Consider the following 17,263-nt stretch of genomic DNA (forward strand, 5'->3'; position numbering starts at 1 on the left):
CGCGCACTTCGTTTGAGAGTGACGTATCGTTCTCCCACGCCGGCGGCATCATCGAAACCACGGCGTTGATCAGGTCGAGATTATCTTCCATCAAGCGGCTATGGATGCTCTGGTCGAGACGTGAGCTGTCTGACTGACCTTTTGGACGCACGATTTTTTTACCGCGCGCCAGCATCAGTGCCGCTTCAGCGATGCGGTTTTTACGATCGGTGTTCAGCTCGCCGTTGTGCGCCATTAAACGGAACGGCTGCGCCATGGTGGTGTGCGGATCGGTGTTAGTCGAGAAGCGGGTGTGGAAGAACAGCCCGCGCACCTGATGGTCTGCATCGGTCAAATCTTTGAAGTATGGGATCACTTCGTTGGAGTTCAGGCGTGCTTTAAATACCTGCGTGCGCGAAGAGAGCGACAGCGGATAGAGGCCGCCGAATTCGCTTTCGGTAAAGGCGCGTGCTTCGATATCCAGCAGCGCGCGATAAATCTGGCGCTCGAATTCGAGTTGTTCAGTCACTTCCTGCGGCGCGGCAAAAATCCACTGCACAATCGGCAGCTGGAATTGCAAGGCGGCCGGGCGCGTCACGCTGCCATCGAGCGGCATATCGCGTTTTACTAATACCGGGAAGTTATGCGCCGCCAGCGTTTCTTCAACCAAACGCTCAGCGTTGGCACGCAGTTCTGCATCTTTTGGCACAAAGAAGTTACCGACGCCGAAACGGCCGGCTTCCAGCGCCAGACCGGTAACCTTGCGGAAGAAGTTCAGGGAGAGATCGACGTTTACACCCGCGCCATCGCCCACGCCTTCGGCAGACATGCCGCCACGGTGCGGTACCGTGCACAGCGCGCTATGGGCCATGCGCAGAATCTCATGCGTCTGCTCGCCGTCCTTACGGGTAATGAAACCTACACCACAGCTATCACTTCCGGCTGATGGGTCATACAAACCATAGGGATTCGGTTTTTGCGTGGACATTGAGAGTCTCCTTAAACTTCTTTTGACATTACCTGCATTATTTCGCGTACCGCAGCGTGGCATTTAAAGCCAACGCGGCGGTATCAATTCTTGTGCCGCTCAGTAAAGAGCGGGCGTCGCAGCACCGAGCAAGGGCTCTCAAGACACTGTTGTCACGTCCTTAATGAGCTGCTCTTTTTATTCCGGTCTCTTTCGGGAGATAGCTTGCATCCAGAGGGAGGCTTCTTGCTGCATAGATATGCCGAGACACAGGCCCACCAGGAAAGCTTCCAGTGGAATTCCAACTTATCGGGAAAGCGAACTCAGGTCAAATAGCCAGCTTTGTTGCGGGTAATTGGCTTTTTTGTCACTTAATTAAATGATTATTAAGGTTTTATTGCGTAAATTTATGTCAATCTCCCGCTGCGTATTCCCCCAGGAAGTGTGAGCCGTCTCACTGTGACCCAGCCCTCTGATATCCAAACAATGCTGGCATGAAGGGTTATAACAGCATTTAATTCTGTTGGGGGCAGTTGATACACAGCATGTATCTGTTTTTCTTATGGCGTCATATTTGAATCAAAATGGGGCTGCCATTAGTAAAATTAATCACGCGAGGTGTGCTTAAAAAATCACTTAAGTTGAATGGGTATGCAATAAAGAGGTGCAACCATCAGGGCAAATGGCTGCCAGGGTGCTGATTAGCACAGGATGTTGAGATAAGGCCCGCAAAAGCGCGGCCCTCCAGATTATTCAGTTGGCAGAATTAGTCAAGCGCTTTGCGCATATAGAAGGGAACGTCGGCGAAATCGCGCTGCGATGCACCATTACAGGGCATAACCCGCGTGATATGGCAGGGTGAAGCGGGGCAGCGCAGCGATAATTACGCTATCATGAGCCAGATTTCGTTCAGGGAGCTCGTAATGAAACAGATTCGTCTTTTAGCGCAGTACTACGTTGATTTGATGGTCAAACTCGGCCTGGTACGCTTTTCGCTGTTGTTAGCCTCGGCGCTGGTGGTGTTGGCGATGGTGGTGCAGATGGCCGTCACCATGGTGTTGCACGGACATGTGGAAAGCATCGACGTTGTCCGCTCCATCTTCTTCGGTCTGTTAATTACGCCCTGGGCAGTCTATTTCCTCTCGGTGGTGGTCGATCAGCTGGAAGAGTCACGCCAACGCCTGTCAAAACTGGTGGATAAGCTGGAAGAGATGCGCACGCGCGATCTCGAGCTTAACCAGCAGATGAAAGAGACCATCACCCAGCTTAATCAGGAAATTAACGATCGTATTAAAGCCGAACAGGCGCGTGAGCAGGTGATGGATAAGCTGCGCGAAGAGATGGCACGGCGCGAGCAGGCGCAAATCGAGCTGGAACAGCAATCCTCCTTCCTGCGCTCCTTCCTTGATGCGTCACCGGATTTGGTGTTCTACCGCAACATTGATAAGCAGTTCTCCGGCTGTAACCGCGCCATGGAACTGCTAACCGGCATGAGCGAAAAGCAGTTGATTGGCCTGACTCCGCGCGATATCTACGATGACGAAGCCGCCACCAAAGTGCTGGAAACCGATGAGAAGGTCTTCCGCCACAATGTATCGCTGACGTACGAGCAGTGGCTGCAATATCCCGACGGGCGCAAAGCCTGTTTCGAGATCCGTAAAGTGCCCTACTACGACCGCGTGGGTAAACGCAGTGGCCTGATGGGCTTTGGCCGCGATATTACCGAGCGTAAGCGCTATCAGGACGCGCTGGAGAACGCCAGCCGTGAGAAGACCACCTTTATTTCTACTATCAGCCACGAGCTACGTACGCCGCTGAATGGCATCGTTGGGCTGAGCCGCATCCTGCTGGATACCGATCTCAATCAGGAGCAACTCAAGTACCTCAAAACCATTCACGTTTCAGCCATCACGCTGGGCAACATCTTCAATGATGTGATCGAAGTGGACAAAATCGAGCGCCGCAAAGTGCAGCTGGATAATCAGCCGCTGGATTTCACCGGCTTCCTCGCCGATCTGGAAAATCTCTCTGGTCTGCTGGCGCAGCCAAAAGGGCTGAAGTTCGTTATGGCGCCAGAGCTGCCGCTGCCGCATAAAATCTCGGCGGATGGCACGCGCTTGCGTCAGATTCTATGGAACCTGATTGGCAATGCCGTGAAATTTACCCAGCAGGGCGAGATTGTGGTGCGTGTCGCCTATCGTCAGGATGAAACGCTGCACTTTGAAGTGCAGGATTCCGGCATGGGCATTCCGCAGGAAGAGCAGGATAAGATCTTCGCGATGTATTACCAGGTGAAAGATCAACATGGCGGCAAACCGGCGACGGGTACCGGCATCGGTTTAGCGGTTTCGCGTCGTCTGGCACAGGCGATGGGCGGCGATATCAGCGTCAGTAGCGTCGCGGGGCAGGGTTCCTGCTTTACCGTCGAGATCAACGCGCCACGCGTCGCTGAGGAAGTAGAAGACGACAATCTGGATGACAGCATGCCGTTGCCGGCGCTGCACGTGTTGCTGGTGGAAGATATCGAGCTCAACGTCATTGTGGCGCGTTCGGTGCTGGAGAAGCTGGGCTGCAGCGTCGACGTCGCGATGACCGGAACGGACGCGCTGGCGATGTTTGATCCGCAGGAGTTCGATCTGGTGCTGCTCGATATTCAGCTACCTGATATGACCGGCCTCGACGTGTCGCGTGCCATCCATCAGCGTTATGCCGATGTGGCGCTGCCGCCGCTGGTGGCATTGACCGCCAACGTGCTGAAAGACAAAAAAGAGTATCTCGATGCCGGCATGGATGATGTGTTGAGCAAACCGCTTGCCGTGCCAGCGCTGACGGCGGTGATCAAGAAGTTCTGGGATTATCAGCCTGAGCAGGAAGAGATAGCCGTCGAGTCATCAGACGCGCAGTCACGCACGCTGTTAGATGTGGCGATGCTGGAGCAATACATTGAGCTGGTTGGCCCAGGATTGATTACCCAAAGCCTCACTATGTTTGAGCAGATGATGCCAGGTTACCTCGACGTGCTGGATTCCAACATGATGGCGCGCGATCAAAAAGGCATAGCTGAAGAAGGGCACAAGATTAAAGGTGCAGCAGGTTCGGTTGGCTTGCTGCATTTACAGCAGTTAGCGAAGCAGATTCAGTCGCCAGAATTGCCAGCGTGGTGGGACAACGTGCAAGAGTGGGTCGACGAATTAAAACAGGAATGGCTCAAAGACGTGAACGTGTTACGTGAATGGGTAGCAGAGCGGGAAAAATTACAGGACGTTAGAAAAAAATGACCCCAGTCGAAACTGGGGTGCGCGAATACTGCGCCAACACCAGGGAAATGGGTACTGCTGCTATTATTAGAAATCGAATAAGAAAGCAACAGTTCGGTATTGGTTAACGCTTCAAAATCACCTTAACAAATTCGCCAATGCTTGCGACAAGATTCATTAAATTGTGTGATGTTGAGCAGCGATTAAATACAGAAAACATTAATTTGCTGACACAGTCAAGCAAGGAATTAATTTCTTTGCCATATTGCACCTTTTTTGACCAAATGTTCTGCTTTTTGCCTGGTTTTGCTTCAGTGACCCGCAGGAAAAGCCGGGCAGAAGCATGGAAAATCTGATTCTGGCAAAAAATCGAGGTTAAGTAAGATTAACGCTCTGATATTGATGGATAAAAACAGATTTTTCGGCGGCTTATCCAAAACGTTTTGGAAACCTTAAACGGAAAGTTCCAGTTTATAGTTTATTGAATAATGTAAACCAAACGTGCGGTAAATCGCTTTACCATCTTTGAGGTCGAATGCGTGCAGGATCGTACAGAATTGGTGGCATTTTTCAGAATGGTCTCTGTTATCAATGAACATGTTCGAACAACAGTAAAAGTGATAGTTAAGTATCATGAAAGCATTTACGTGAGCGATATCACATTCAGTTAAGTGTTCATGCATGCAGCATTTGATCTATTTATCGTTATGGAACCGATTCCTTTTTGGCGGAAGTGCTTGATGTGATTGGCTCTAATAGAGGAACACTGATTACGATGGCAACAATTTTCCAGACGTCTTTACCAGTATGAGGATAAAATTTAGTGCTTAATCGTTGGTATTAGCTATCGTGACTTGGGTGATTGATTAATACAGGGAACAGGTAAGAGAAAATTGCATGAGCAAGAGTAAAGGGATACTGGGAAAACGTATTAAAGTGCTGATTGCTAAAGTGCTGCTGGCCTGGCTTGGCATCTGGTTAGCAGGCATTTTGCTGTTTGCTTTTTTACCTGTACCGTTCTCGGCGGTGATGGTGGAACGGCAAATCGGCGCCTGGTTTACCGGGCGATTTGATTATGTGGCGCACTCGGATTGGGTCGGCATGGACGAAATCTCGCCGTGGATGGCATTAGCGGTTATTGCTTCTGAAGATCAAAAGTTTCCCGAGCATTGGGGCTTTGATGTCGATGCCATCCAGTCAGTGCTGGATAACGATGGCAATGAACGCATGCGCGGCGCCTCAACCCTTTCGCAGCAGACGGCGAAAAACCTGTTTCTGTGGGATGGTCGCAGCTGGTTGCGTAAAGGGCTGGAAGCAGGATTAACGGTGGGAATCGAAACCGTGTGGACTAAGCGGCGTATCCTGACGGTTTATCTCAACATCGCAGAATTTGGCGACGGCGTGTTTGGCGTGGAAGAGGCTTCACAGCGCTATTTCCATAAACCTGCCAGTCGCCTGACGATGTCTGAAGCGGCGTTACTGGCAGCGGTTTTGCCCAATCCGATTCGTTTCCGCGCTGATGCGCCTTCAGGCTACACGCGCCAGCGCCAGCAGTGGATTATGCGACAGATGCGCCAGTTGGGCGGCGAAGGTTTCCTTAACCGCTACAAGCTGCACTGAATGGTTTAATCTTCGTCAAAGCCCGCTTCAAACAGTTCGATTACCGCTGCCAGCGCCTGCTCTTCCTGCGGGCCGCTGGCTTCAATCTCAATATGGCCGCCTTTCGCGGAGTCGAGCATCAGCAGCGCAATCACGCTGCTGGCTTCGGCTTCGGTGCCCGATTCATTACGCAGCAATACTTCAGCATCAAAACTCTGCACCAGTTCGAACAGCTTCATTGCCGGGCGCGCGTGCATGCCCAGCTTGTTACGAATCTCAACGGTTTGCTTCACGGTCATGATTTGCGTTTTTCCAGAGTGCGATGACGAGACTGCACGTTTTTACCGCGTGAACGGAAATAATCCGCCAGTTGTTCAGCGATATACACTGAACGATGCTTCCCGCCAGTACAGCCGATGGCGACGGTGAGATAGCTGCGGTTATTGGTTTCCAGCATCGGCAGCCAAAGTTCCAGATAGCTGCGCGTTTGATAGATAAAGTTGTGCACTTCGGTGTGGCGATCGAGGAAGGCGGCAACCGGACGATCCAGGCCGGTCATCGGACGCAGTTTGGGATCCCAGTGCGGATTCGGCAGGAAGCGCACATCGAAGACATAATCGGCGTCGATCGGAATGCCGTGTTTGAAGCCGAATGACTCAAACACCATGGTTAGTTCACGCTCGCGTTTGCCCAGCAGGCGCGTGCGCAGCATCTCCGCTAATTCATGAACCGACATCTCAGAGGTATCGATAATCAGATCGGCGCGTGAGCGCAGCGGCTCCAGCAGATCGTTCTCTTCGTCGATGGCACTTTCCAGCGATAGATTTTTGCTAGAGAGCGGATGCAGACGACGCGTATCGCTGTAGCGGCGAATCAGCGTGTTGCGATCGGTATCGAGAAACAGCAGTTGCGGCGAGAAGGTATCAGGCAGATTGTTGAGCGCGGCTTCAAAGACTTCCGGTGATTCCGGCATGTTGCGCACGTCAATACTGACCGCCGCAGAGATATTGCGTTCGGTTAAGGTATTCGCCAGCTCCGGCAGCAAAACCACCGGCAAGTTGTCGACACAGTAAAAGCCCATATCTTCAAGGGCACGCAGCGCGACTGATTTTCCTGAGCCTGACCGACCGCTAACGATCATCAGCACCATCACATTTCTCCCGTTTTAAACCGGCGAACAGGCCGGTAAAAGTGTTTCTCGCTTAAGAGTGTGCTTCCTGAGCTTCTGTGATAATGGCGTAGAGCTCTTCGTCGCTCTGTGCCGCACGCAAACGACGACAGACGGTTTTATCCGCCAGACGTTTGGCAACCAGCGAAAGCGTGTGCAAGTGGGTTTTACACTGGTCCGCAGGTACCAGCAGGGCAAACAGCAGGTCGACCGGCTGATTGTCTACCGCATCAAAAGCGATAGGCTGATCGAGGCTGATAAACACGCCGACAGCGCGTAATGTGTCCTCCTCCAGCTTGCCATGTGGAATGGCAATGCCGTTGCCAATACCGGTACTGCCCATACGTTCGCGGGTCAGGATGGCTTCGAAAAGCGTCTGGTGCGGCAGATTGAGCTGCTTCGCTGCCAGCTCGCTGATAATTTCCAGCGCGCGTTTTTTACTCTGGCAGTGTACGCCGCTACGGGTACAGTCCAGCGAAAGGACCGAGCTCAATTCCAGTGTTAGATCGTTGTTCATCATCGTTTCACTTGCGAGTTCACATAGCCGCGAGGTTCAGGCGATTGATTTCATTGCCGTTCACCCGCTGGCGCTTGCGCAGATGACAAAACGGGGCGGTAATATCCGCCCCATTTATGCTCTAAGTGCCGAATCAGTCAGCACTCTGCAAGCGTGAAGGTTAGTGTTTTTTCAGTTTGTCTTTGTGTTTGGTCAGCTGACGGGAAAGCTTGTCGATTAACCCGTCGATGGCCGCGTACATGTCTTCCGCTTCCGATGTGGCGTGCAGCTCCCCGCCGTTGACGTGCAGTGTTGCATCCGCAATCTGCGTCACCTTCTCTACCTTCAGAACAATATAAACCTGATTGATACGATCAAAATAGTGTTCCAGTTTGGCAAATTTGGTATTTACAAATTCACGCAGAGGTTCGGTAATCTCAACATTAAGGCCGGTAAGGTTTAGCTGCATAGGTCTTCCTTCTTCGTTCGGTCAAACCAGCTGTTTACGCTGGTTTGATGGCGGTATAGATAAAGACTCGCGATATTTAGCAACCGTACGTCGCGCTACCATGATGCCCTGTTCGGATAACATGGAGGTCAGTTTGCTGTCGCTCAAGGGTTTTGCGGGGTTTTCCGCAGAGATCAATTTTTTCACTAATGCACGAATCGCCGTAGACGAGGCTTCGCCGCCGCCTTCGGTGTTGACGTGACTGGAGAAAAAATACTTCAGTTCAAAGATGCCACGCGGGCTGTGTAAATACTTTTGCGTGGTCACGCGGGAAATAGTCGATTCATGCATATCAACAGCCTGAGCGATATCCGCCAGCACCATTGGACGCATGTACTCCTCACCCTGCTCAAAAAATGCCTGCTGCTGCTCTACGATACAGCGTGTCACTTTTAGCAGCGTGTCGTTACGGCTCTCCAGGCTCTTAATTAGCCACTTGGCTTCCTGTAAGTTGCTACGAATAAACTGATTATCGCTTTCATTACGGCCAGCTCCGCCCATTGCAGCATACTGCTGATTGATTTTCAGGCGCGGCATGCTGTCGGAATTCAGTTCTACCGTCCAGCGCTTGCTGATTTTGCGTACCAGCACATCGGGAATGACATATTCCGGTTCGCTGGTATTGATTGACTGGCCAGGGCGCGGATCCAGTGACTGAATCAGCAACATCGCCTCCTTCAGCACCTCTTCCTTCAGACGGGTTACGCGCATCAGGCTGCGGAAATCATGATTGGCCAGCAAATCGAGATGTTCGCTGACAATCAGGCGCGCTTCCGCCAGCATGGGCGTGGCGGCATCATATTGCGAAAGCTGCACTAACAGGCAATCACGCAAATCACGCGCACCAACGCCGACCGGATCGAAACGCTGAACGCGCTTGAGCACGGCTTCAACTTCTTCCAGCGTCAGCTCTTCATCGCCAATACTGTCATAAATATCTTGTAAGCTGACGGTGAGATAGCCGGTGTCGTCAATGGCATCAACAATGGATGTAGCGATGGCGCGATCGGTATCAGTGAACGGCGTTAACTCAACCTGCCACATCAGGTAATCCTGCAGCGATTGCGTGGTTTCGCCCTGATAGATTGGCAGTTCGTCATCCTGGTAATCGGTGCCGGTACCTGACGGCGTGCCCGCAGTGTAGATTTCGTCCCAGGTGGCGTCGAGCGGGAGATCTTCAGGCATGTCTTTCTGTTCAAGTGCTTCACGCGTGTCTAATGAATCACTCTCTTGTTCCTGAAATTCACGCGCGTCGACTTCTTCGTGCAGATCGGTTTGTTCAAGCAGCGGATTGCTTTCCAGCGCCAGTTGCAGTTCTTGCTGGAGTTCAAGCGTAGAGAGTTGCAGCAAGCGAATGGCTTGCTGCAACTGTGGAGTCATCGCCAGCTGTTGGCTGAGCCTGAGTTGCAAACCTTGCTTCATAATTCGATTAGAATTTCCTAAGCAAACGTAGGGTGTTACGACACCTTATCAGAGTCTGAACTCTTCGCCCAAATAAACACGCTTAACCTGCTCATCTACAAGAATTTCATCAGGCGTGCCATGGGCAATTAAATGACCCTGGCTAACGATATAAGCGCGTTCACACACCGCGAGGGTTTCACGCACGTTGTGATCGGTAATCAGCACGCCAAGGCCGCTGTCACGCAGATGCTCGATGATTTTCTTGATGTCGATAACCGAAATGGGGTCAACACCGGCAAAAGGCTCATCCAGCAGGATGAATTTCGGATTAGCGGCCAGCGCGCGAGCAATTTCCACACGACGGCGTTCACCACCCGACAGCGCCTGGCCCATGCTGTCGCGCAGATGGCCGATATGGAACTCTTCCATCAGCTCGTTGGCACGATCCTGACGCTGCTCTTCTGTCAGATCATCACGGATCTGCAGCACCGCCATCAGGTTGTCGTACACGCTCAGGCGACGGAAGATCGAGGCTTCCTGCGGCAAATAGCCGATGCCGCGACGGGCGCGCGCATGCAGCGGCAGGATGCTGATGTCTTCATCATCAATTACGATGCGGCCCGCATCGCGCGGCACAATTCCCACCACCATGTAAAAGGTGGTGGTTTTACCGGCACCGTTTGGGCCCAGCAGGCCGACAATCTCGCCGGATTTTACCTGCAGGCTAACATCTTCCACCACGCGGCGGCCTTTGTAGGCTTTCGCCAGGTTCTCAGCGATTAGTGTAGCCATAGCAATCAGTTACTCTTTTTAGGGCTCGCGGACGAACCGTTTTTGTCCTGCAGCTGCGACGGAACCAGAACGGTGGTCACTCGCTTGCTGTCACCCTGGCTGAACGCCTGCATCTTCTGCTCTTTCACCAGGTAAGTGATGCGGTCGCCTTTGATGTTGCTGTCCTGCTGCTGAATGAAGGCATTACCGGTCAGCTCAACAAAATCGTTCGCCAATTCATAGTGCAATTTACTGGCGTGGCCTTGCACCGGCTTGCCGTTATCCTGCATCTGATAGAAGGTCGCTGGCGTGCCGTAAGCATCGACGATAGTTTTCTTGCTATCGCCGCCCGGACGGGTGACGACCACTTTATCGGCGGTAATCTTGATGGAACCCTGGGTCACAATCACGTTGCCGGTAAAGGTCGCGACGTTGCCTTGCAGGTCCAGCGCCTGGTTGACGGAGTCAATATTCACCGGCTTGTCTGAGTCACCGGTTAATGCCAGCGCAGGCAGGCTCGTTGCCAGCAGCGTACTCACCAGCAATAACTTAAGGCTATTTTTGTTCATTTTGAATTTCATAGGAAGTTTTGACCTTTTCAAGCAGCTCAGCATGTTTCGTCCGTAAATTGCCGCGCATTTTCATGCCAGTGGAATTAAAACTGCGGCCAAAAAGGGTGACTTGATCGTCAGATGTCACATCCTGGGTGACCAAATTAACCTGAGCGTTATCGGTAAGGATGCGCTCAAGCTGTGAATCCTGGGTCAAAGTATTGACGACAACGTTGCCATAAAGATAAAGCATACGATCTTTAGTCAGCTTTGCCTTATCGGCGCGCACCGACCATGTCGCGACTTTGTTTACGTCATAGGTGGTCATCACCGGATTATCGAACCAACTTATCTCATCGGCAGCAAAGTAGGTGACTTTATCGGAGACCAGCTTATAGCCCAGCGCGCCTGTTGGGTTATACACCACCGTGTTCGATTTCTCGCTGGTGTAGGTTGGCGCTTGATCGTTAGTCGCCACCGGCGTTCGGTCGTCATCCTGGTTGGTGAGATTCCAGCCGATCAGCACTAAGGCGATCAAGGCCAGGATCAGCGTCATCCAACGCCTGCTCTTACTCATATTGATTGCCCTTTGGCATCCTCAAATTTGTTCTGCGCCATCAAGATCAGATCGCACAACTCACGTACCGCGCCGCGGCCACCGGCAATGCGGGTCACATAATGCGCGCGCGGCAATAAAATCGGGTGGGCATCGGCAACGGCCACGCTCAAACCCGCCTGCGCCATCACCGGCCAGTCGATCAGGTCATCGCCAATGTAGGCGACCTGATCGGCGGTCAATGACAGTTTATCCAGGAGTTCCCGCCAGGCCAAAAGCTTATCCGATTGTCCCTGGTAAAGATGCGTAATGCCGAGCGTCTTACAGCGATCTTCCAGCAGTTTTGCTTTGCGGCCGGTAATAATAGCCACTTCGATGCCGGAGGTCAGCAAGCAACGCACGCCATAACCATCGCGCACGTTAAAAGCCTTCAGCTCTTCACCGCTGTTGCCCATGTAAATCACGCCATCGGACATCACGCCATCGACGTCACAAATCAGCAGGCGAATCTTCGCAGCACGCGCCATGACTTCCGCGCTCACCGGACCGTAGCAAGTCTCGACCATCGCCGTTTCAGCACTCATTGTTTCTTCCTGTTCAGACTACGCCAGCGCGCAGCATGTCATGCATATGTACCACACCGAGCAGGCGATCGTCATCGGCCACCAGCAGGGCGGTGATGTTTTTGTTTTGCATCAGATTAAGGGCATCGACCGCGAGCATATTTGGGCGCACGCGAATACCGCCGCTGGTCATCACGTCCTGAATACTGGCAGTCTGGAAATTGATGCCCATATCGAACACGCGGCGCAAGTCACCATCGGTGAAGATGCCTTCGATTTTCATCAGATCATCAACAATCACCGTTAAACCAAGATTCTTGCGGGTAATTTCCAGCAGCGCATCGCGCATTGAGGCATCACGGCTGACGTGCGGGATTTCATCGCCGCTGTGCATGATATCGCTGACGTGCAGCAGCAGTTTGCGGCCTAGCGCACCGCCGGGATGCGACAGCGCAAAATCTTCCTGAGTAAATCCGCGCGCTTCCAGCAACGCCACGGCCAGCGCATCACCCATGACTAAGGTCGCGGTGGTGCTGGTGGTCGGCGCCAGGCCGAGCGGACAGGCTTCCTGCGGCACTTTCACGCACAGATGCACATCCGCCGCGCGGCCCATTGCGCTGTCCGGACGGCCGGTGATACAAATCAGCTGCACTTTCTGACGCTTTAACACCGGCACCAATGCAAGGATTTCACCGGATTCACCGCTGTTGGAAATCGCGATCACCACATCATTGGTACTGACCATGCCGAGATCGCCGTGGCTGGCTTCACCAGGATGCACAAAGAAAGAGGGCGTACCGGTGCTGGCAAAAGTCGCGGCCATCTTTTTACCGATATGCCCGGATTTGCCCATGCCCATCACCACCACTTTGCCTCGGCAGGCAAAGATCATCGCGCAGGCGCGATCGAAATCGTCATTGATATATTGATCAAGCTGCTCCAGCCCTTCGCGTTCGATGCGCAGCACCGCTTTACCTGCTTGCTGGAAATCGAAATCCGGTTGCTGATGTGACATGGTCAGTCCGTCCTTAATAGCTTGTGATAAGCATGGGGCTAAGCCACAGCCACAGCACCCACGCGATAAAACCACCTAATAATAGTGTGCCTGCGATACGGCCAATACGGCGTTTGCGCAGCAGGCAGAGCAGGGCGAACAGCACGCTCACTGCCAGCATCACCCAGTAATCACGTGCGAAGGCATGCGCATCAACGCTGCCGGGATGAATCAGCGCTGGCAGGCCGAGCACAATCGCCAGATTGAAAATGTTGGCGCCGATCAGGTTACCGATAGCGATATCGTCCTCACCTTTCAGCGCGCCGGCCACAACGGTAGCCAGTTCGGGTAAGCTGGTGCCGACGGCAATCAGCGTCAGGCCCATCACCAGTTCGCTCACACCGAAGTAGTCGGCAAAGACGGTGGCGTTGTCGATCACCATCCGCGTCGACATCGGCAGAATAATTAGCGCCACCGCCAGCCATAGAAAGGCCACGGTGTTGCCGGCTTCATCGCGCGGCAGTTCGGCCAGCTGTTCACGGGTGAGCGTGTCGTTATTGTCACGTTCAGCACGGCGAGCAATGCGGATCACCACCAGCAGATAACCCAGCGCGATCAGTAGCAGCGCAACGCCATCGAGACGGCTCAGATGATTATCAAACAGCATGATGCCGCTGAGCAGTGAGACTAGCAGCATTAATGGCAGTTCGCGCCGAATCAGATTGGAGTGTACTGTCAATGGATGGAGCAACGCTGCGCCGCCCAGAATCAAGAGAATGTTGGTGATGTTCGAGCCCAGCGCGGTGCCAACCGCTAAATCCATCTGTCCATGCTGTGCGGCCGAAAACGAGACGATCAATTCCGGCAATGATGTGCCAATGCTCACCACCGTCATACCTATGATCAGCGGTGGGATGCCAAAGGATCGACAGAGGATCGCGGCGCTAAATACCAGACGGTCGGCGCCGTAAACCAGTAAAATCAATCCGATAAACAGCAAGGCAGAGGCTACGAACATTAAAAATCCTTGATGGATGGAGGTGTCGGCGAACCTTGTCCGACAGGTAAAAACATTCTGCACGCACTAACAGGCGCTGATTTTGACTGTCTGAGAGGCAAAAGTAAATTTTAAGGCCGTTTTCGCCACACTAAGTGGGTAAGTTTCTGTAAAACTATCGTGCATTCGAGGCTACCAGGCTACCATCCACCGCTTTGATAGCGCCCGATCCGCATAAAGAGGTAAAGATGATCCAGCAGCAAACGAATCTGGTTGAGGTTCGTGGCGTCAGTTTCACGCGCGGAGATCGTACAATCTTTGACGATATCTCGTTAACGGTACCCGCCGGCAAAGTCACCGCGATTATGGGGCCGTCCGGAATTGGTAAAACCACGCTTTTACGTCTGATTGGCGGGCAATTGCAGCCCGATAAAGGCGAGATTTGGTTCCGCGATCAGAATATCCCGACGCTTTCCCGCACGAAATTGTACGAAGCGCGTAAAAAAATGAGCATGCTGTTTCAGTCAGGCGCGCTGTTTACCGATCTCAACGTGTATGAAAACGTTGCCTGGCCGTTGCGTGAACATACGCAGTTGCCGCCAGAACTGTTGCACAGCACCGTATTGATGAAGCTGGAAGCGGTGGGTTTGCGTGGCGCCGCTAAACTGATGCCTGCCGAACTCTCTGGCGGTATGGCGCGCCGTGCGGCGCTGGCGCGTGCTATCGCGCTGGAACCGGAACTGATCATGTTCGATGAGCCATTTGTCGGCCAGGACCCGATCACCATGGGCGTGCTGGTGAAGTTAATTGACGAACTTAATCATGCTTTGGGCCTGACCTGCATTGTGGTTTCACACGATGTGCCTGAGGTATTGAGCATTGCCGATCATGCCTATATTGTTGCCGGACAAAAAATTATTGCTCAGGGCAGCGCGCCGGAACTGCGGGAAAATCCCGATCCGCGTGTGCGCCAGTTTATCGAGGGTCATGCGGATGGTCCGGTGCCGTTTCGCTTTGCCGCTGGCGATTATCTCAGCGACTTGACCCGCTCAGGGAGAACGTAAACTGATGTTGTTACAGGCGCTAGCGTCATTTGGACGTCAGGGAATTAATACCTGTGCCGCTTTTGGCCGCGCAGGCCTCATGCTATTTCATGCGCTGGTGGGTAAGCCGGCGTTTCGTCGCCATGCGCCGCTGCTGGTAAAACAGCTCTACAGCGTGGGCGTGTTATCGTTGCTGATCATCGTAGTATCCGGCCTGTTTATTGGCATGGTGCTGGGTCTGCAAGGCTATCTGGTGCTCACCACCTACAATGCTGAAACCAGCCTTGGCATGCTGGTGGCGCTCTCGCTGCTGCGAGAACTCGGTCCGGTTGTAACGGCATTGCTGTTTGCCGGCCGTGCAGGTTCAGCGTTAACCGCTGAAATCGGGCTGATGAAAGCCACCGAACAGCTCTCCAGCATGGAGATGATGGCCGTCGATCCGTTACGTCGTGTGGTATCACCGCGCTTCTGGGCCGGCTTTATCAGCATGCCGTTGCTGGCGCTGATCTTTACCGCCGTCGGTATTGCCGGTGGTGCGCTGGTTGGCGTGAGCTGGAAAGGGATCGATCCGGGTTTCTTCTGGTCGGCGATGCAGAACGCGGTGGATTTCCGCACTGATGTCGTTAACTGCATGATCAAAAGCGCGGTCTTTGCCGTCACGGTAACCTGGATTGCGCTATTTAATGGCTATGATGCCATCCCGACCTCGGAAGGGATCAGTCGGGCGACGACGCGTACCGTGGTGCATGCTTCACTGGCGGTACTCGGTTTGGATTTTGTGCTGACAGCACTGATGTTTGGGAATTGATGCAATGCAAAGCAAGAAAAACGAAATCTGGGTTGGCGTCTTCATGCTGGCTGCGCTGCTGGCGCTGTTATTCCTCGCCCTGCGCGTCGCCGATCTCAAAACAATCGGCACCGAACCGACGTGGAAGATGTATGCCACCTTCGATAATATCGGCGGACTGAAAGTCAGTTCTCCGGTAAAAATTGGCGGCGTGTTAATTGGCCGAGTGTCAGATATCGTGCTGGATGAGAAAACCCTCTCACCGCGTGTAACCATGGATATCAGCGATAAATTCGCCAATAAGATTCCAGACACCAGCTCATTAGCTATCCGCACCCAAGGTCTGCTCGGTGAGCAGTTCCTGGCGTTGAATTTAGGTTTTGACGATCCCGAGCTTGGCTCATCGATGCTGAAAGATGGCGGCACCTTGCGTGACACCAAATCGGCACTGGTGCTGGAAGACCTGATCGGTCAATTCCTCTATAAGAGCGGCGATAACAAACCCGACGACAAATCCCAGGGCGCGGAGAGCGCACCAGCAGCACCTGCAACAACGGAATAACCTACGAGGTAAAACATGATGTTTAAACGTTTACTGATGATTGCCGTGTTGGCAATCGCACCGCTGGCAGCCAACGCCGCAGCGGATCAAACTAATCCTTACAAGCTGATGAACGAAGCGGCGGAAAAGACCTTCACCCGCCTGAAAAACGAACAGCCGAAGATTAAGCAGGATCCGAACTATCTGCGCGAAGTGGTGCGTCAGGAACTGATGCCGTACGTGCAGGTAAAATATGCCGGTGCGTTGGTTCTCGGCCGCTATTATCGTGATGCGACACCGGCGCAACGTGATGCCTACTTTGCCGCGTTCGGTGATTATCTGGCGCAGGCGTACGGCCAGGCGCTGGCGCTGTATAACGGCCAAACTTACCAAATCCAGCCAGAACAGCCGATTGGCGATGCCAATATCGTGGCGATTCGCGTCACCATCATCGATCCTAATGGGCGTCCGCCTGTGCGTCTCGATTTCCAGTGGCGTAAGAACAGCCAAACCGGCAACTGGCAGGCGTATGACATGGTGGCCGAAGGCATCAGCATGATCACTACGAAACAGAATGAGTGGGGCGATCTGTTGCGCACCAAAGGCATTGATGGCCTGACGGCTCAGCTGAAAGTCTATGCAGCACAGCCGATCACCCTGGATAAAAAGCAATAATGAGTGAACCGTTACGCTGGCAGCGTACTGCCAGCACGCTGGCCTTAAGCGGCAAATTAGATCGTGATACCTTGCTGACCTTGTGGCAGGAGCGTGACACTGCGGTGGCGGATATCACCACTATTGATGTTGCCGGGCTGGAAAGGGTGGATTCAGCGGGTTTGGCGCTGCTGGTGCATCTGCGTGAGATCGCGCGAGCCCAAGGCAGCGCGCCACTTTTCTCTGGGATCTCCGATAAACTCCAGTCACTGATCACGCTGTATAACCTTCAGCAGATTATTGTTTCTGCGGAAAAAATCGCCTGATCTGCGAATGTTGATGCTAAGCCCCTGATTTTTCCAGGGGCTTTTGCGTATTTAAGAGTCAGGCACTTTCCTCTAAGATGGCAGCCTTATTATTATTAAGTG

At 53.0% G+C, this 17,263-nt stretch carries 18 protein-coding genes and 1 pseudogene; 7 read left to right on the forward strand and 12 right to left on the reverse strand.

Features of this window, described 5'->3' with window-relative positions:
• Positions 1-967, reverse strand: a pseudogene (locus tag RTY00_RS01070) (glutamate synthase large subunit); the annotation flags it as partial.
• Positions 968-1,869: 902 nt separating this feature from the next.
• On the opposite strand from RTY00_RS01070, the gene arcB reads away from it, so the two are divergent.
• Together arcB and mtgA are read left to right on the forward strand one after the other, a co-directional pair.
• Positions 1,870-4,224 (forward strand): aerobic respiration two-component sensor histidine kinase ArcB, encoded by a 2,355-nt coding sequence (gene arcB, locus RTY00_RS01075; RefSeq protein ID WP_312663145.1) that lies wholly within the window; start codon positions 1,870-1,872, stop codon positions 4,222-4,224.
• Positions 4,225-5,100: 876 nt separating this feature from the next.
• Entirely contained in the window at positions 5,101-5,823 is a 723-nt protein-coding gene (mtgA, locus tag RTY00_RS01080; protein ID WP_312663146.1) for a monofunctional biosynthetic peptidoglycan transglycosylase, read from the forward strand.
• A gap of 5 nt (positions 5,824-5,828) precedes the next feature.
• Here mtgA and npr read toward each other — a convergent pair whose 3' ends face one another.
• From npr to RTY00_RS01135, 11 genes are all read right to left on the reverse strand, one after another.
• Positions 5,829-6,101: a PTS phosphocarrier protein NPr gene (gene npr / locus RTY00_RS01085; protein WP_008104379.1), complete on the reverse strand. Its 273-nt coding sequence runs from the start codon at positions 6,099-6,101 to the stop codon at positions 5,829-5,831.
• Entirely contained in the window at positions 6,098-6,952 is an 855-nt protein-coding gene (gene rapZ, locus RTY00_RS01090; RefSeq protein ID WP_008104378.1) for an RNase adapter RapZ, read from the reverse strand. Before rapZ ends, npr begins: the two co-directional genes overlap by 4 nt.
• A gap of 52 nt (positions 6,953-7,004) precedes the next feature.
• Positions 7,005-7,487, reverse strand: a complete 483-nt coding sequence (gene ptsN, locus RTY00_RS01095) for a PTS IIA-like nitrogen regulatory protein PtsN (RefSeq protein WP_175501705.1) — start codon at positions 7,485-7,487, stop codon at positions 7,005-7,007.
• A gap of 160 nt (positions 7,488-7,647) precedes the next feature.
• Positions 7,648-7,935, reverse strand: coding sequence for a ribosome hibernation promoting factor (gene hpf / locus RTY00_RS01100; RefSeq protein ID WP_008104375.1), 288 nt, complete (start codon positions 7,933-7,935; stop codon positions 7,648-7,650).
• A 21-nt stretch (positions 7,936-7,956) separates the two neighbouring features.
• A complete protein-coding gene (gene rpoN / locus RTY00_RS01105; protein WP_154154511.1) occupies positions 7,957-9,396 on the reverse strand; it encodes an RNA polymerase factor sigma-54 in 1,440 nt (479 codons plus the stop codon).
• A 48-nt stretch (positions 9,397-9,444) separates the two neighbouring features.
• Positions 9,445-10,170, reverse strand: coding sequence for an LPS export ABC transporter ATP-binding protein (gene lptB / locus RTY00_RS01110; RefSeq protein ID WP_008104371.1), 726 nt, complete (start codon positions 10,168-10,170; stop codon positions 9,445-9,447).
• 5 nt (positions 10,171-10,175) lie between these two features.
• Complete coding sequence (gene lptA / locus RTY00_RS01115) at positions 10,176-10,730, reverse strand: lipopolysaccharide ABC transporter substrate-binding protein LptA (RefSeq protein WP_036648348.1); 555 nt, start codon at positions 10,728-10,730, stop codon at positions 10,176-10,178.
• The gene (lptC, locus tag RTY00_RS01120; RefSeq protein ID WP_036648345.1) at positions 10,705-11,277 is read right to left on the reverse strand and encodes an LPS export ABC transporter periplasmic protein LptC; all 573 of its coding nucleotides are present in this window, start codon (positions 11,275-11,277) and stop codon (positions 10,705-10,707) included. Before lptC ends, lptA begins: the two co-directional genes overlap by 26 nt.
• Positions 11,274-11,840, reverse strand: coding sequence for a 3-deoxy-manno-octulosonate-8-phosphatase KdsC (kdsC, locus tag RTY00_RS01125; protein WP_312663147.1), 567 nt, complete (start codon positions 11,838-11,840; stop codon positions 11,274-11,276). Before kdsC ends, lptC begins: the two co-directional genes overlap by 4 nt.
• Before the next feature lie 13 nt (positions 11,841-11,853).
• Positions 11,854-12,834, reverse strand: a complete 981-nt coding sequence (kdsD, locus tag RTY00_RS01130; protein ID WP_312663148.1) for an arabinose-5-phosphate isomerase KdsD — start codon at positions 12,832-12,834, stop codon at positions 11,854-11,856.
• 13 nt (positions 12,835-12,847) lie between these two features.
• Positions 12,848-13,831: a calcium/sodium antiporter gene (locus RTY00_RS01135; protein ID WP_008104362.1), complete on the reverse strand. Its 984-nt coding sequence runs from the start codon at positions 13,829-13,831 to the stop codon at positions 12,848-12,850.
• Positions 13,832-14,058: 227 nt separating this feature from the next.
• Between RTY00_RS01135 and mlaF the strand changes: the two genes are divergently transcribed.
• From mlaF to mlaB, 5 genes are read left to right on the forward strand one after another with little or no spacing between them, the layout of a single operon-like run.
• Complete coding sequence (gene mlaF, locus RTY00_RS01140; RefSeq protein ID WP_008104360.1) at positions 14,059-14,874, forward strand: phospholipid ABC transporter ATP-binding protein MlaF; 816 nt, start codon at positions 14,059-14,061, stop codon at positions 14,872-14,874.
• 4 nt (positions 14,875-14,878) lie between these two features.
• Complete coding sequence (mlaE, locus tag RTY00_RS01145) at positions 14,879-15,661, forward strand: lipid asymmetry maintenance ABC transporter permease subunit MlaE (RefSeq protein WP_007886633.1); 783 nt, start codon at positions 14,879-14,881, stop codon at positions 15,659-15,661.
• A 4-nt stretch (positions 15,662-15,665) separates the two neighbouring features.
• Positions 15,666-16,202, forward strand: a complete 537-nt coding sequence (gene mlaD / locus RTY00_RS01150) for an outer membrane lipid asymmetry maintenance protein MlaD (protein WP_312663149.1) — start codon at positions 15,666-15,668, stop codon at positions 16,200-16,202.
• A gap of 18 nt (positions 16,203-16,220) precedes the next feature.
• Positions 16,221-16,856: a phospholipid-binding protein MlaC gene (mlaC, locus tag RTY00_RS01155; RefSeq protein ID WP_312663156.1), complete on the forward strand. Its 636-nt coding sequence runs from the start codon at positions 16,221-16,223 to the stop codon at positions 16,854-16,856.
• Complete coding sequence (gene mlaB, locus RTY00_RS01160) at positions 16,856-17,161, forward strand: lipid asymmetry maintenance protein MlaB (RefSeq protein ID WP_008104353.1); 306 nt, start codon at positions 16,856-16,858, stop codon at positions 17,159-17,161. Before mlaC ends, mlaB begins: the two co-directional genes overlap by 1 nt.
• The last annotated feature ends 102 nt before the right edge of the window (positions 17,162-17,263 follow it).

Source organism: Pantoea sp. CTOTU49201 (genome assembly GCF_032054795.1).
Taxonomy (GTDB): domain Bacteria; phylum Pseudomonadota; class Gammaproteobacteria; order Enterobacterales; family Enterobacteriaceae; genus Pantoea; species Pantoea symbiotica.